This window comes from Variovorax sp. 01N425, assembly GCF_056399465.1.
Map to the genome: position 1 here is coordinate 109692 of NZ_JBFTRJ010000005.1, position 15322 is coordinate 125013.

Sequence of the window (15322 nt, forward strand, 5' to 3'; positions counted from 1 at the left end):
CCCGGAATGCCCACGCCGAGAGATACAACCCCAGTTTCTGCAGCACAAGCCGCGCAATCCAGCCCGCTGCAACCGCCTCCCGTCACGCTGCTCGACAGGTACAAGGGGCAGGAATTCGAGCCGATCTATTCGACCGTCGTCACGGTGAGCGGCGGCGAAGCGGAGCACGGACGGGCCTCGGGCGTGGCGCGCTCCGACGACGGCAACCTGAACCTGGAGCTTCGGCTTCCGGCCGCGCTGGGAGGCGGCGGTGGCGGCACCAACCCGGAGCAGCTGTTCGCGGCGGCCTATGCCGCATGCTTCCATGGGGCGTTGAACCTGCTGGCCGCGAAGAAGAAGATTCCGGTTCATGACGCCACCGTGGAGGCGTCCGTCGTTTTCGGGCGCGACCCCGTCGACGGACTCTTCGTGCTCACCGCCGATGTGCGGATCCATTTGCCCGACGTCGAGAAATGCGTGGCCGAAGAACTGGTGCGCAGCACGGAAAGATTTTGTCCCTATGCGAAGATGGCCCGCAACGGCATCACGAGCATCGTTGCAGTCGCCGCCTAGGAACTCACAGACCGGCGCCGCGCTCCATCGGCGCTCCCCTTCCCTGCGTTGAGAAAGCCCCTCCATGAGCGATTCATCCGACACCCCGCGCAAAACCTCCCTGACCACCGCCTTCGGCGCCCCCGTGCCCGACAACCAGAACAGCCTCACGGCCGGCGCGCGCGGCCCGCTGCTGATGCAGGACGTGTGGCTGCTCGAAAAGCTCGCCAACTTCAACCGCGAGGTCATCCCGGAGCGCCGCATGCACGCCAAGGGCTCCGGCGCCTTCGGCAGCTTCACCGTCACGCACGACATCACGCAGTACACCCGCGCCAAGCTCTTCAGCGCCGTGGGCAAGAAGACCGAGATGTTCGCGCGCTTCACCACGGTGGCCGGCGAGCGCGGCGCGGCCGATGCCGAACGCGACATCCGCGGCTTCGCGCTCAAGTTCTATACGGAAGAAGGCAACTGGGACCTGGTGGGCAACAACACGCCCGTGTTCTTCCTGCGCGACCCGCGCAAGTTTCCGGACCTGAACAAGGCCGTCAAGCGCGACCCCCGCACCAACCTGCGCAGCGCCACCAACAACTGGGACTTCTGGACGCTGCTGCCCGAGGCGCTGCACCAGGTCACCATCGTGATGAGCGACCGCGGCATCCCGGCCAGCTACCGCCACATGCACGGCTTCGGCTCGCACACCTACAGCTTCGTCAATGCGCAGGACGAGCGCTTCTGGGTCAAGTTCCACTTCCGGACGCAGCAGGGCATCAAGAACCTCACCGATGCCGAGGCCGCGGCCCTGGTCGGCGGCGACCGCGAGAGCCACCAGCGCGACCTGTTCGAAGCCATCGAGGGCGGCGACTTCCCCAGGTGGACGCTCTCCGTGCAGGTGATGCCCGAAGCCGATGCAGAGAAGGTGCCCTACCACCCCTTCGACCTGACCAAGGTCTGGCCCAAGAAGGACTACCCGCTGATCGAGGTGGGCGTGATGGAGCTGAACCGCAATCCCGCGAACTTCTTCGCCGACGTGGAGCAGAGCGCGTTCGCGCCCAGCAACCTGGTGCCCGGCATCGGCGTGTCGCCCGACAAGATGCTGCAGGCGCGCCTCTTCGCCTATTCGGATGCGCAGCGCTACCGCCTGGGCGTGAACCACCACCAGATCCCGGTGAACGCCGCGCGCTGCCCGGTGCACAGCAACCACCGCGACGGCGCGATCCGGGTGGACGGCAACTACGGCGCCGCGCCGCACTACGAGCCCAACAGCTTCGGCCAGTGGCAGGAGCAGCCCGGCTACCGCGAGCCGCCGCTCAAGCTGCGCGGCGATGCGGACTTCTGGAATTTCCGCGAGGACGATGCCGACTACTACAAGCAGCCCGGCGACCTGTTCCGCCTGATGACGCCGGCGCAGCAGCAGGTGCTGTTCGACAACACGGCGCGCGCCATGGGCGATGCGCCCGGGTTCATCAAGCGCCGCCACATCGGCAACTGCGCCAAGGCCGATGCGGCCTATGGGGCGGGCGTGGCAAGGGCGCTGGGTCTCTAAGGCGCCCCTGCCTCAGGACAACCCTTCGAGTTCCGCCGCAAGGAACTCGATGAAAAGCCGCGCACGCGCCGGCGCCTGGCGCCCGAAGGCATGCAGGGCCGAGACGGTCACGAGCGGCAACGGCTGCGACGGCAGCACGGGCACCAGCCGGCCGGCGTCGATGTCGTCCTGCACGAACAGGCGCAGGATCTGCACGATGCCCAGGTCGCCAAGTGCCGCGATGCGCAGCGCGACGCTGTTGTCCGTGTCGAATACGCCGGCCGGGTTCAACACGCTGCCATCGGCAAAGCGGATCGGAAACGCCTTGCCGCCCAGCATGTAGCGCACGTGCGCGTGGCTGTGCAGGGCCTCGATCGAATCGGGCGTGCCGCGGCGCGCCAGATACACGGGCGACGCCACCAGCACGAGCGGCAGGTCGGCAAGGCGCCGCGCCGTGAGGTCGGAGTCGGCCACCTGCCCCGCGCGAATGGCGATGTCGTAGCCCTCGCGGATCAGGTCGACATGGCGGTCGGCAAGGCTCATCTCGAGCTTCAGCTCCGGGTGCCTGGGCAGGAACCTGCCGATCACCGGCTCCAGCAGGATGCGCCCGAGGTCTCCGGGCGCCGTGATGCGCAGCACGCCCTGCGCAATGCCGGCGGGCCGCATCGCGTCGCCGGCCTGGTCGAGCGCGCGCAGCAGCGGCGCGATGCGCTCGTAGTACGCAGCGCCCTCCTGCGTGAGCGACAGCATCCGCGTGGAGCGCTGGAAGAGCCGCACGCCGAAGCGCTGCTCCAGCCGCGCCACACTCTTGGAGACCGCCGAGGGCGACGTCCCCAGCGTCCGCGCGGCCGCACTGAACGAGCCGGCCTCCACGGCGCTGGCAAAGGCCACCAATCCGGGCGCCTGGTCGAGAACATTCATTGAAGACTCCGGGGCACAAGTGTTTTCATTCTTGCCCACTACTGAAGTGCAGGTGAACAACCTAGATTGAAGGCTACTCTCTTCGTTGAACAAGGAAAAGCATCATGCAAAAGCTCTCTGGCAAAGTGGCGGTGATCACCGGAGGCAACAGCGGCATCGGCCTGGCGTGCGCCCAGGCTTTCGCGGCGGAAGGCGCCCGCGTCGTCGTCGTAGGACGCCGCCAGGACGCCGTGGACACGGCATTGGCGCGCATCGGTCCGGACGCGATGGGCTTCGTCGGCGACGTGGCCGACCTTGCAATGCACGACCGCCTGCTCGCCGCGGTGAAGGCACGGTTCGGCGCCATCGACATCTATGTGGCGAATGCGGGAACGGCGATTCTCGAGCCGTCCTCTGCCGTGACCGTGGACAACTACGACGCGCAGTTCGCCACCAATACACGCGCGGTGTTCTTCGGCGTGACCAAGGCACTGCCGTTCATGCGCGACGGCGGCTCGATCATCCTCACGAGCTCGATCGCCGGCAGCAAGGTGATGGACAACCACGCGGTCTACGCCGGCAGCAAGGCCGCCATCGAGGCCTTTGCACGCAACTGGGCACTCGAGCTCAAGGACCGCCGCATCCGGGTCAACGTGCTGAGCCCCGGCCCGGTCGACACGCCGATCCTCGCAAAGCTGGGCATCACGGAATCCGCACGGCCTGATTTCGACCAGCGCATGGCGGCAGCGATCCCGTTGGGTCGCCTGGGCCAGCCGAATGACCTGGCGCAAGCGGCGCTGTTCCTGGCGAGCGACGACAGCGTGTTCGTCACGGGCGTCAACCTGAAGGTCGACGGTGGCATGGCGCTGGCCTGAAGGGCCATGCCTTCTGGCGCCATCTCTTCAGAGGCGTGTCCACCAGATGCAGGCAGATCGCCGCCATCGTGAACGAGAACGCAAGGGTCGCGCTCAGCGTGATCCACAACGGCTGCGTACTGCGCAGCAGCAAAGCCAAGGGGAAGTGCCAGAGATAGATGCCATAGGACAGCCTGCCGATGTAGGCCATGGGCCGCGACGCGAGGAATGCCGCTCGCCCATGTTCTGCGGCAAAGCAGATCAGCACGAAGGCCGACAACTCCGCCGATGTGATGCGCAGCGTGACCGCCTGGACCTGGTCGCTCGTCGGCAGCGAAGGCAGGGCGATCAGGACCAGCAGCGCCATGCAAGCCATGGCGAGCGCGTGCTTCGACACCTTGAAATGGGCCAGTGCCGCAATGGCCCCGAGCAGGATGCCGCTCATTCGCGTGTCGAAACGGAAATACGCCTGCTGCCAGGTCCAGTTCATGGCCACGAAATACCGCCATGCAGTCACTGCCAAAAATGCCGACACCAGCCATCCGACCGGACGCCGCGTTCGCAGAAAGAGCGGCAGCACGAGAGGCCACAGCAGGTAGAACTTTTCTTCCACGCCGAGGGACCATGTGTGGCCGATGGTGTAGGCCAGCTCCCGGAAGGCCAGCGCATAGTCGTAGACGTAGAGTGCGGCGAGCACGGCGGACAGCCAGCGATCGTCCGCCGGCCAGAGGATGGGGGCCAGCCCCACGTAGACCGCAACCATGAGCAGCAGCGTCGGATACAAGCGCAACGCCCGGCGCGCATAGAAGCGGCCGATCTCGATGCCGCCATGACGGTATTCCGCCGTCAGCAGCGAAGTGATGAGATAGCCGGAAAGAACGAAAAAAACGTCCAGCCCGATAAAGCCGCCGCGCGCACCGGGGACTTCGCAGTGAAACAGCACGACCGCGAGGATGGACAGCGCGCGAACGCCGTCGAGCGCCGGGTTGTAGGGCATGGACATCTGTCCGTGCTCAGCGAATGGCCAGCGGGTCCGGCCGGCACGGCTGCAGGATCGTCTCGCCGCACGCCGGATAGCCTGCAGGTCCCTTCACGTCCTTCAGCACGCCGAGCCGCACCACGGAGTCGTACCTGGCGTTGTGCAGCACATGGACGCGCTGCTTCTGCGTGAAGGTGTCGAACACCAGGCCACCGGTCTGTGCGGGCGTGTCGATCCAGATCCGCAGCCGCGAGCCGGCGCGAAAGTAGTGGCCCATCTTGTGGATCTCGACGCGGGCGAGGACCGGCCGGCCCGGCAGCAGCGGCATCGGCTGCTCCGGCCGTTCGAGCCGAACGGGCAACAGCGGGGTCGAGCGCGCCGTGTCCAGGGCGCGGTTCGACAAGCGCAGCCAGCCGCGCTGGACATAGATCTCCTGCCCGTCCGGCCGGAGTTCCGTGACGGTGACCTGCAGGTCGGCGTCGCCGGCGCCGGCCGTGACCCAGAGGTCGGCGCTGCCCGGTCCGTAGACCATCATGTCCTCATCCAATGGCGGCGATGTGTAGGCCACGCCCGTGGTCTTCCAGTCGCCAGGCAGCGGGCCCCAGAAGCTCCTTCCCGCAATGTCGTTGACGGCCACACCGGCGCCCGGGTAGTCGAAGCTATCGGCAGCGCCGGAGCCAGGGGCATCGGCGAGGGTCTGGCCCGCACCCAGGTGGAACGCCTTGACGGCCAGGTCATCGCTGCGGATCGAGCCTCTTTGCACCACCCAGCGGGCCCTGGCGGAAACGCGCCGCTCCAGTGCGTTGCCGCCTGCTTCGGAGCTTTCCATCCATACGGTGGTGCGTGGTGTGTCACGCTCGAATCCGTTGTTCTCTCCCTTGACGAAGCGGTCGAGAAAACGCACGGCCATCGCCTGGAAATCCGCGGCCAGGTACATGTCGTGCCGGCCGTTGGTCTGCACCGACCACAGCCTGGCGGGATCGAGCCGGGACTGGTAGTAGCCGCTGCGCGGCGTGATGGCCTGGTCCTGGAACGCTTCGAGCGACAGCACGGGAACCTGCACGCGGTCGGCATGCGGCGCCAGGTCGAAGCTCTTCATGCGCTCGTCCCGCAAGGGATGCGACAGGAACAGGTGCATCACGGAGTTCGTGTCTTCGGCCGCGAGGTTCTTCGGGATCTGCGCCAGGCAGGCGGCATCGCCCTCTTCCCTTGCCGTCTGCGCGACCACCTTCTCCCAGTAGGCGCGCATGGAGCCGCGCAGCGGCGTGATGAAGCCGGGCGCCGGCACGCCGCCGGGCATCAAGGCGTCGCGGAAGTCCGTCAACACCATGCCGGGCACGATGGCCCGAAGGTGCGGCGGCCGGTGCTGCGCCGTCGCCAGTTGGGAAGAACCACCGTACGACCAGTTGACCATGCCGACCTTGGCGTTGGACCACGCTTGCGACGCCGCGAACTCGACGGCCTCGGCGCCGTGTCTTCCGAGCTGTGGCCGCGTGTACTCCAGCGGGCCTGCGGAGCATCCGCTGCCCGCGGCGTTGACGCCCATCACCGCATAGCCGGCGTCGACAAGCCGCCTGTCGAGTTCGATGGACATCGATGTCTTGTACTGGAGATAGGGCGTTCCTCCGATCGAGCCGGCGTCGTACCCGTTGATGCTCAAGATGACGGGGAACCTGCCCGATGCCTTCGGCAGGAGCACGCTGTAGCGCAGCCTGATTCCGTCGGATATCTTGAAGTAACCGGTGAGGCGCTTCGCCCAGAATGGTGCGGCCGGTCCCCGCTCGGGGAAATCGAAAGGCGGCGACAACGGCAGGCCCGTGTCGGGATCCAGCGGGGCATCCTGCCCATGTGCCGCGAGCGACGTGACGAACGCCGTGGCGAGTGTGATGGCGGCGGCGATGAGCTTCTTCATGGTTCTTGTACTCGAGGGCTTGCTGGATCGGCGGCGGGAGGCGATGTTAGGGCATCGCTGCGCTGTCGGCAGTCCTGCGCACGACAAACCTTGGCGCTGGAAAGTACATACCGGCCAAGGCTGTCTTGCGGGCGCGACCAGCGGCTCGGATCACGCCATCGAACCGATTGATGTCCGTCGCTCAACACGGTGCAGCCCCGCACGTGGCTAGTAGCCCTCCCTGCTCAAACCTACGATCGAAGCGGCTATCAAGATCCTCACACACGCACGGAAAGATTCAGATGACGGATTCAGTAACCCCGACCCGCATGGACGACCGCATGGACTTCGTGCGGCGCGGACTGCTGCGCGGCGCGGTGGCGGGTGCGGGCATCGCTGGACTGGGCCTGGCGCTGGGCGGCAGCGTGGCATTCGCGAAGGGCATCGGATTCCCCGCCCTCGCACTGGGCCGCTTGAAGAACGTCGATGCCGGCGTCCTGAACATCGCCTACTGCGAGGCAGGCCCGGCAGACGGCCCCGCGGTGGTGCTGCTTCACGGTTTCCCGTATGACATCGAGGCGTACGCGGAGGTCGCCCCCCTCCTCGCGTCCGCGGGTTGCCGCGTGATCGTTCCCTATCTGCGCGGCTTCGGCCCCACGCGCTTCCTGAATGCAGGCACGCTGCGTTCGGGCGAATTCGCGGCATTCGGCGCGGACCTGCTGGCGCTGCTCGATGCATTGGCGTTGCCGCGTGCGGTGCTGGCGGGATACGACTGGGGCGGCAAGGCGGCCAGCGCCGTGGCCGCCCTCTGGCCCGAGCGCTGCGCGGGCTTGGTGTCGGGCAACGGCTATGCCTTCACGGAACCGTCCGCGGCATTGGTTCCGGCGCTGCCCGAAAGCGAGATTCCGCTCTGGTGGCAGTTCTACTTCCAGACCGAGAGAGGGCGCGCCGGCTACACAAAGTACCGCCGCGAGATGAACCGGTTCTTCTGGAAGCAGTGGTCCCCGACCTGGCGCTTCGACGACGCGACCTTTGCGCGCACCGCCGGATCGTTCGACAACCCCGACCACGTCGATGTCTCCATCCATTCGTTCCGCCACCGATTCGGCGCAGTCAAGGGAGACCCCGCCTATGCCGAGATCGATCGCAGGCTTGCATCGCTGCCCGCGATACCGGTGCGGACGGTGACACTGGACGGCTCCGACGACAGCGCCCATGGCCCGACCGACGGTTCGGCCCAGGCGGCGAAGTTCACCGGGCCACGCACACACCGCGTGATACCGGGGGCGGGACACAACCTGCCGCAAGAGGCGCCAGGGGCGTTTGCGGACGCGGTGCTCGAACTGGTGCGCGCGGACCGCCGCACGCGTTGAGCTTGCGCAACACCGCACTCCCGATCCAGGGGAGAACCCTTCTTCACCCACCAGGATTTCCCGATGTCCGATCCAAACAAATTGCCCCGCCGCTCATTTCTGGAGAAAGCGGCCATCGGTGTCGTTACCTCCCAGTTCGCGGCAGGCGTTCCAGCTTTCGCACAGACGCGCGCCGCGTCGAGGCCGCTCAAGCGCCTCGAGCCACTCAAGAGCATCGAGGCCGGCGTGCTGAACATCGGCTATGCGGAACTGGGGCCTGCGAACGGCGCACCGATCCTGCTTTTGCATGGCTGGCCCTACGACATCCATACCTATGCCGAGGTTGCGCCGATCCTGGCCTCGCAGGGGTACAGAGTCATCGTCCCGTATGTGCGCGGCTATGGCACGACGCAATTCATTTCCAGCGAGACGCCTCGCAACGGTCAACAGGCGGTGCTGGCCGTTGACATCATTGCGTTGATGGATGCGCTGAAGATCCAGCAGGCCACTGTCGGCGGCTGCGATTGGGGCGCTCGGACGGCCTGCATCCTCGCAGCCTTGTGGCCGGAGCGCGTCAAGGCCCTTGTCTCCGTCAGCGGTTATCTGATCGGCAACAGGGAGTCGGGCAAGGCTCCTTTGCCACCGAAAGCCGAACTGCAGTGGTGGTACCAGTACTACTTCGCCACCGAGCGCGGCCGTGCCGGCTACGAGAAGAACCGGCACGACTTCTCGAAACTGATCTGGCAGATCGCTTCTCCCAAATGGGCCTTCGACGATGCCACCTTCGACCGCAGCGCTGCCGCCCTGGAGAACCCGGACCATGTCGCCGTCGTGATCCACAACTACCGCTGGCGGCTCGGCCTGGCCGAAGGCGAATCGAAGTACGACGACCTGGAGAACCGGCTCGCCAAGGCTCCGGTCATCACCGTCCCCACGATCACTTTCGAAGGCGATGCCAACGGTGCACCGCATCCTGAGGCGAGCGCCTACGCCGGGAAGTTCTCGGGCAGGTACGAACATCGCGTGGTCAGCGGCGGGATCGGGCACAACCTGCCCCAGGAGGCGCCCCAGGCTTTCGCCGCCGCCGTGGCGGAACTCGCCCGCCTCTGAAAGTGCCTCTGGGCCTCAACTCTGGCAAGTCGACAAGGACCTGCATGTGGGTCAAGTCCTGGACGGAAATTGCTCCGCTAGTCGATTCAAGACGCTGCTCAACGCGCAGTTCGGACGACCAGCACCGCCTGCAGTGACGCAATCTAGTACGGCGCCAGAGAAGCGCGTAGCATGCGACCGGCTTTGCGAACTCGCGTTCTCCAACGCTTCTTCCATCGGTTTCATGGAGTGGGTTGTGGCACAGGAAAAAATCGATTTCGTAGTGAATAGTTCGGTACTACGCCGCCGGCTTCTTCGCGGCGTGGGCGCCGCGGTAGGCGCCTCCATCGTCCTGCCACGATGGGCGCATGCACAGGCCGCCGCGGGCGGACCGGCGGCGCCGCCGAGCACCATCACCCAGCCGCCGCGCGACTTCAGTGCGCGCGGGGCTCCCACCACCTACTTCACCGATCCCGACGTGCTCACCGTCGATCCGGTGTTCGATGGCCTGCGCCAGCCCAACGCCTCGATCCAGCGGCTGTGGACCGGCGCGTTGTGGTCCGAAGGACCGGCATGGAATTCGGTCGGCCGCTTTCTGGTCTGGAGCGACATCCCGAACAATTGCCAACTGCGATGGAGCGAGGACGACGGCCACGTCAGCGTTTTCCGCTCGCCGTCCAACAACAGCAACGGCAACTCCTTCGACCACCAGGGAAGGCAGCTGTCCTGCGAGCATCTGACGCGGCGCGTGGTGCGCTACGAGCTCGACGGCTCGGTGACCGTCCTCGCGTCGAGCTTCAACGGCAAGCGGCTCAATTCGCCCAACGACGTCGTCCCGCATCCCGACGGCAGCTACTGGTTCACCGACCCGCCCTACGGCGCCCAGCTCTACGAGGGCACGGTCGATGCCGCGGGCGGACCCGCGAACAAGGCCGGCCGGCTGAACCCCAGGCTCGGGCAGCCGCCGGAGATCGGCTTCTACAAGCGCGAACTGCCGACTGCGGTCTACCGCCTCGACAAGAGCGGAACGCTCACGCAGGTCGCCGGCGAAGACCTGGTGCCGGACCCGAACGGCCTGTGCTTCTCGCCCGACTTCAAGAAGCTCTATGTCGTCAGCACCGGGCAGGGGCCGGGCGACACCGTCGCCGGCGGCAAGGGCGACATGTACGTGTTCGACGTCGGTACCGACAACAAGCTCCACAACGGCAAGCTCTTTGGCAACTTCACGATCGATGGCGTGAAGTGCGGCCCCGACGGCGTGCGTGCCGACGTCGACGGCAACCTCTGGTGCTCCAGCAACGCCGGCCGCAGCGTGGGCTACAACGGCGTCACGGTATGGACGCCGCAAGGCCGGCTGATCGGTCGCATCCGGCTGCCGGAGGTCTGCGGCAACATCTGCTTCGGTGGTCCCAAGCGCAACCGCCTGTTCATGGCGGCCAGCCAGTCGTTGTATGCCGTCTATACGGCGACCCAGGGCGCGGCGCCTGCTTAGCACGGCAGCGACGACGCGCGCCCCACCGTGGGCGCCCCCCTTTTTACTTCGCCGCAATGCTCTCGGGCATTGCCGACGAGTGATGGTGCGCAATCAGCCACTGGCCGTTGAGCCATTCGTACACATAGGTGTAGCGGGCGTGCACCGCCTTGCCGTCCTTGAACTTGAAGGTGTAGGTGCCGATGTCCTGCGCGACATTGCAGCCGACCCGGATCGTGCGCGAATCGATCTTGCCTTGCGGCGCCCCCTTGAGGAACTTGACGAAGTAGTCGCGGATTTCGGCCGGACTGGTGCGCGGCTGGTTCGACACCGTGGCCAGCAGCACGCCGTCAGGAGCGTAGTTGGCCACCACCTTGTCGGGATCCTGCGTGGCGAGGGAGGCATTCCAGCGATCGAACAGTGCCTCGATCTGGCGTTCGCTGGCGGGAACACAACTTGCGCTCGCGGCCGTCTGTGCCAACACGGAGGTCGACATGCAAAGCGCCAACACAGCGGCAGCGGGAAGAAGCTTGGAAAAACGCGGGATCATCGAAGAGTCCATTCATGCAAGTGGTTAAACACAGGACTCATTGTTCGAGGGGCGAATGAACATCCATCGCGGCGGCGATGAACGTGTGTCGAACACAAGATGAACGCCGAATGAACGGCCTGGCTAGCCCGCCGTCTCGCTGATGCGGTATCCGAGGCCGCGCACGGTCTGCAGCAGCTGCACCGCGTGGTCGCCGTCGATCTTCATGCGAAGTCGCCGCACGTAGACATCCACGATATTGGTGAGCGGATCCTCGTGCGTGCCCCAGACATTGGCCAGGATGCGTTCGCGGCTGTACACCCGCCCGGGTGCGCTCATGAGCAGCTCGAGAAATGCCAGTTCCTTGGCCGTCAGCGTGATCGGCTGCCCCGCGCGCTCCACGCGCATGCGTTCGCGGTCCAGCACCAGGTTGGCCACCCGCAAGGTCGTGACCCGCGGCCTGAGGTCCCGGCCGCGGCGCAGCAGCGCCTCGATGCGCGCGAGCAGTTCCTCGAAGTCGAAGGGCTTGGTCAGGTAGTCGTCGGCGCCGAGGCGCAGGCCGTTCACCTTGTCTTCGGTCGTGCTCATGGCGGTCAGCATCAGCACCGGCGTCTGGCCGCCCTCGGCGCGGAAGGTCTGGCACAGCTCCAGGCCGTTGATGCCCGGCAGCATCAGATCGAGGATCAAAAGCGCGAGGTCTCCGCGGCGCGCCAGCTCCAGCCCCTGCGGACCGGTGCGGGCATGCGTCACCGCAAAGCCTTCCGCCTTCAGCCCGCGGACCAGGAAATCGGCGACACGGGGATCGTCTTCGACAATCAGGATGCTTCTGTTCATGGCTGCAGGGCACTGGCCTCGAATTCGTGGATCGGCAGGCGTGCAAGAACGATGCGAACTTCAGTCCCTTCCTCGGGCCAGCTCTGGATCTCGATGTGCCCGCGATGAGCCTTGACGATGGCCTGCGCGATGGAAAGGCCGATGCCGCTGCCATCCGCCCGGTGCGCGCGTGCCCGCTGGCCGCGGACGAAGCGCTCGAACACCCGGGGCAACTCGTCTTCGCCGATGCCGATGCCGTGGTCGCGGACCACGATGGCGACTTCGTCTGCGGCAACGTGGCAGCCCAGACGCACCTTGCCGTCTGGACGGGAATAGCGGATGGCGTTGTCCAAGACGATCATCACCGCCTGGCGCAGCCGGTCGCCGTCTGCGCGAACCATGACCGTTTCCACCACGGGCTCGCAGGTCAGCGCGGCCCCATGCAGCGCCGCCAGGGCCTCGCCCTGTTCCACGACCTCGCTCAGCAGCATCGAGAGATCCAAGGGGGACGGCTGGATCACCAGCTGGTCGGCTTCGGCCCGCGCGATCAGGAGCAGATCGCCAATCACCTTGGTCAACTGCTGAACGGTGCCGACGATGCGTTTCAGGGCATGGCGGTACTCCTCGGCCGGCTTGTCGCCGCCGCGAAGCGTGATCTCCGCCTCTCCGCGAATCGCCGTCGCCGGTGTCCGCAGCTCATGGCTGAGGTCGACGAAGAGCTGCCGCCGCCGATGGTCCAGGAGCTGGAGCGTGTCGTGCGCCGACTGCAATTCCCGCGTCCGGTCCTGGACCGCGTCTTCCAGGCGCCGGCGGGCTTCGTCGGCCTGCTGGCGATGCTGCTGAAGTTCCGCGGCCATCTGGTTGAAATGGCGCGCCACCACTTCGAATTCGTCGCCCGATGCAAGGTCGATGCGGTGCTCGAGCGAACCGGACTGCAGGGCCCGCGTGCCTTGCAGCAGCAGCTCCAGGGGGCGCTTGAGGCGACCGCGCAGATGCAGCGCCCACAGCACCGCTGCGACAAGGGCGATGATCGCCATCGCAATCGCCTGCTGCCGCAGCCGGTCCAGGCCCCGCTCGGTTGCGGCACGGGCAATGGGAACCGCCTTGCGCTGTCCTTCGATGGCACCGTTGAGCAGCTCGCGAAGGTCGCGGCCCTGGGTCATGTCGAAGACCTGCGCCACCTGCCGCCAGACATTCGGGAATTCCGCGCCGGGCGACAGCGGCTGCAAGTCCTGAAGCTGCGCCTGCACCTCGAGGATGTTGCCGTCCAGCAGCTTGCTGATCTCGACCAGCTGGAGAACCTCTTGCGGCACGGCGATGTCCTCCCGCGAGGACAGCTTCCGCCACGAGTCCAGGTGCAGGCGGGACATGGCGTCCAGCCGCGCAGCGCCGGTCCGCATCCGCTCGAGCAGCTGGTCCCGCACCGCCGAGGTCGCCTCCGCATTCATGAGCCGCTGCGAGGCCCACACGCGCAGCCTTTGCTTGTTGGCTGAAATCTCGAGGAGCTCGGAAAGAATGTCGCTCGTCAGCCGGCTGTGTGCGGCGTATTCGTTGACGCGATTGGAGCCCCAGTAGACAAAGGCGGCCTGGCAGCACACCAGTGCAACAAGAACCGCAAAGGCGAACGACAACCGTAGACGAAACATGGCGGCGAAGTCTACAGGCCTCGATTTGCCCTGCGCTCCAGCAAGTCGCGCTTGGCCTTGTCGTGATGCGCATGCAGAGGGCCGGTGACCAGCTGGTTCTTTATCGGCGACCAGTTCGGAGTCGAGAGGCCAGTGATCGCCATGGCTTGTTGATGATCGCTGCGCGGGAGGCAGCTCGAATCCATTCCCTTCAAATCCTCAGAAGGCGCTTCATCAAGAGCGTTGGATAGTCTTGCCGATGTCCCGCAACGGCATAGACGAAAGTGTCCTCCTGGGTATCGCGAAGAATGAAGATAGCCACTACTTGCGGCGTTGGCGAGCTGCGGCCAGTTGCGCACGGGATTCGGCAGCGGAAATACCTTTGCCCTTCATGCGCTCTTTCTCACCCAAGGCAATGATCTTCAAGGCGGCGATCAGCGATTCTTTTTCCTGAAACTGCTTGACGCTTTCAATCACCATGCAGGCCTCGCCATTCTGGGTGATGAAGAAGGGCGTGCCGTTCATCTCCAGATCCTCGGAGATTTGAGCGGCATGGCTTTTCAGGTATGAGATTGACTTGATGTTGGAGATGGTCGGCATGGCGATCTTCGAGTGCCTGAAGAGTAGATATATACCGAATTTAGTTAAGGTCAAGTGCTAACACAGGCTCCGAACCTGCAGGCTGGCATGTCAGCAAGCTGACAGCACCATGCACTTGCCGCCGCCTTGGGCAGCAAAGCAACACCCGAAGAGCCTCAGCTGTTGACCGTGACCCCCGTCTCTTTCACGACCGATTTCCAGCGCGCGATTTCTTCGCTCAGGTACTTGGAGAACGCCTGCGGCCCGCGGGGCATGGAATCCACGAACGAGCTTTCCAGCCGGGCCTTGACTTCCGGCAGTTCCAGCACCTTGTCGACGGCCGCGTTCAGCTGCTGCAGCAGATCCGCGGGCACCCCGGCAGGTGCCATCACGCCATACCAGGCGCCTCCCACCATGCCCGGCACGCTTTCGGAGAAGGTCTGCACGTCCGGCAATTTCGGATGCCGCGTCGCGCTGGCAATGGCAAGAACCTTGAGCCTCTTCGCTTCGATGTGCGGCATGCAAGCCGGCACGGAATTGATCACCATGGCAACCTGCCCGCCGACGGCATCGGTCAAGGCGGCGCTGCCGCCCTTGTAGGGCACGTGCACCAGCTCCATGCCCGTCTTGCGCTTGAGCGTCTCGCACAGCAGGTGGGGCGCGGACCCCTGCCCTGGTGTTCCGACGCCGTATTCGCGCACTCGGGCACGCGGCAGCGCGATCAGTTCGCGCAGGGAGTTGGCCGGAAGCGACGGATGCGCCACCAGCAGTTGCGGCGAAGAGCCCACGAGCGTGAGCGGCGAGAAATCCTTGATCGGATCAAAGGGCAATTTGGGCTGTACCGCGGCATTGGTGGCGTGCGCGGCGTCCGCAAGGAACAAGGTGTAGCCGTCCGCGGCGCTCTTGGCCGCGGCATCGGTGCCGATCAGCCCCGAGGCCCCGGCCTTGTTGTCCACGACGACATTCCACCCCGCCGTTTCGGTCAGTTTCTGGGCAATCAGGCGCGCGACAAAATCGGAACCGCCTCCGGGCCCGTACGGCACGATCAGGCGGATGGGCCGGCTGGGAAAGCCGCTGGCAAATGCGCGGCCGCTCCCCAGGCCGGCGGCCATCAGGAAGGCAGAGGCGACAAAGTCCCGGCGGCCGATGGAAGGCATGGTCAAGGCTCCTGGTAGTACGCGATGTGT

General features: G+C 65.7%; 14 protein-coding genes. 6 read left to right on the plus strand and 8 right to left on the minus strand.

Annotated features, from left to right (window positions below; translation table 11 throughout):
* The first annotated feature begins 6 nt into the window (after positions 1–6).
* Positions 7–552 carry an Ohr family peroxiredoxin gene (locus AC1DSC_RS10455; RefSeq protein ID WP_062364786.1) on the plus strand — a complete coding sequence of 182 codons (546 nt, stop codon included), beginning with the start codon at positions 7–9 and terminating at the stop codon, positions 550–552.
* A 64-nt stretch (positions 553–616) separates the two neighbouring features.
* Entirely contained in the window at positions 617–2074 is a 1458-nt protein-coding gene (locus AC1DSC_RS10460; RefSeq protein ID WP_062364787.1) for a catalase, read from the plus strand.
* A gap of 12 nt (positions 2075–2086) precedes the next feature.
* On the opposite strand, the gene AC1DSC_RS10465 is transcribed toward AC1DSC_RS10460, so the two are convergent.
* Positions 2087–2974: a LysR family transcriptional regulator gene (locus tag AC1DSC_RS10465; RefSeq protein WP_018904431.1), complete on the minus strand. Its 888-nt coding sequence runs from the start codon at positions 2972–2974 to the stop codon at positions 2087–2089.
* Between the two features lie 104 nt (positions 2975–3078).
* On the opposite strand from AC1DSC_RS10465, the gene AC1DSC_RS10470 reads away from it, so the two are divergent.
* Positions 3079–3828, plus strand: coding sequence for an SDR family NAD(P)-dependent oxidoreductase (locus tag AC1DSC_RS10470; RefSeq protein ID WP_015865498.1), 750 nt, complete (start codon positions 3079–3081; stop codon positions 3826–3828).
* On the opposite strand, the gene AC1DSC_RS10475 is transcribed toward AC1DSC_RS10470, so the two are convergent.
* Both AC1DSC_RS10475 and AC1DSC_RS10480 read right to left on the minus strand, forming a co-directional pair.
* Complete coding sequence (locus AC1DSC_RS10475; protein ID WP_230537781.1) at positions 3791–4804, minus strand: acyltransferase family protein; 1014 nt, start codon at positions 4802–4804, stop codon at positions 3791–3793. The two genes, AC1DSC_RS10470 and AC1DSC_RS10475, sit on opposite strands and share 38 nt — an antisense overlap.
* 16 nt (positions 4805–4820) lie before the next feature.
* A complete protein-coding gene (locus AC1DSC_RS10480) occupies positions 4821–6698 on the minus strand; it encodes a CocE/NonD family hydrolase (RefSeq protein WP_478131812.1) in 1878 nt (625 codons plus the stop codon).
* Between the two features lie 308 nt (positions 6699–7006).
* Between AC1DSC_RS10480 and AC1DSC_RS10485 the strand changes: the two genes are divergently transcribed.
* The 3 genes from AC1DSC_RS10485 (at position 7007) to AC1DSC_RS10495 (ending at position 10610) form a co-directional block, all read left to right on the plus strand.
* A complete protein-coding gene (locus AC1DSC_RS10485) occupies positions 7007–8050 on the plus strand; it encodes an alpha/beta fold hydrolase (protein ID WP_244883538.1) in 1044 nt (347 codons plus the stop codon).
* A 63-nt stretch (positions 8051–8113) separates the two neighbouring features.
* A complete protein-coding gene (locus tag AC1DSC_RS10490) occupies positions 8114–9139 on the plus strand; it encodes an alpha/beta fold hydrolase (RefSeq protein ID WP_436288752.1) in 1026 nt (341 codons plus the stop codon).
* Positions 9140–9401: 262 nt separating this feature from the next.
* The gene (locus AC1DSC_RS10495) at positions 9402–10610 is read left to right on the plus strand and encodes an SMP-30/gluconolactonase/LRE family protein (protein ID WP_370880695.1); all 1209 of its coding nucleotides are present in this window, start codon (positions 9402–9404) and stop codon (positions 10608–10610) included.
* A gap of 43 nt (positions 10611–10653) precedes the next feature.
* Here the strand turns inward: AC1DSC_RS10495 and AC1DSC_RS10500 are convergent, their stop codons facing one another.
* The 5 genes from AC1DSC_RS10500 to AC1DSC_RS10520 all read right to left on the minus strand — a co-directional run bounded on the left by AC1DSC_RS10500 (position 10654) and on the right by AC1DSC_RS10520 (position 15292).
* The gene (locus AC1DSC_RS10500; RefSeq protein WP_018904436.1) at positions 10654–11151 is read right to left on the minus strand and encodes an SgcJ/EcaC family oxidoreductase; all 498 of its coding nucleotides are present in this window, start codon (positions 11149–11151) and stop codon (positions 10654–10656) included.
* A gap of 111 nt (positions 11152–11262) precedes the next feature.
* The gene (locus tag AC1DSC_RS10505; RefSeq protein ID WP_062364790.1) at positions 11263–11952 is read right to left on the minus strand and encodes a response regulator transcription factor; all 690 of its coding nucleotides are present in this window, start codon (positions 11950–11952) and stop codon (positions 11263–11265) included.
* The gene (locus AC1DSC_RS10510) at positions 11949–13577 is read right to left on the minus strand and encodes a sensor histidine kinase (protein WP_015865506.1); all 1629 of its coding nucleotides are present in this window, start codon (positions 13575–13577) and stop codon (positions 11949–11951) included. Before AC1DSC_RS10510 ends, AC1DSC_RS10505 begins: the two co-directional genes overlap by 4 nt.
* Positions 13578–13877: 300 nt before the next feature.
* The gene (locus tag AC1DSC_RS10515; protein ID WP_015865508.1) at positions 13878–14156 is read right to left on the minus strand and encodes a type II toxin-antitoxin system Phd/YefM family antitoxin; all 279 of its coding nucleotides are present in this window, start codon (positions 14154–14156) and stop codon (positions 13878–13880) included.
* A 155-nt stretch (positions 14157–14311) separates the two neighbouring features.
* Complete coding sequence (locus AC1DSC_RS10520; RefSeq protein WP_062364791.1) at positions 14312–15292, minus strand: tripartite tricarboxylate transporter substrate binding protein; 981 nt, start codon at positions 15290–15292, stop codon at positions 14312–14314.
* Between the last annotated feature and the right edge of the window lie 30 nt (positions 15293–15322).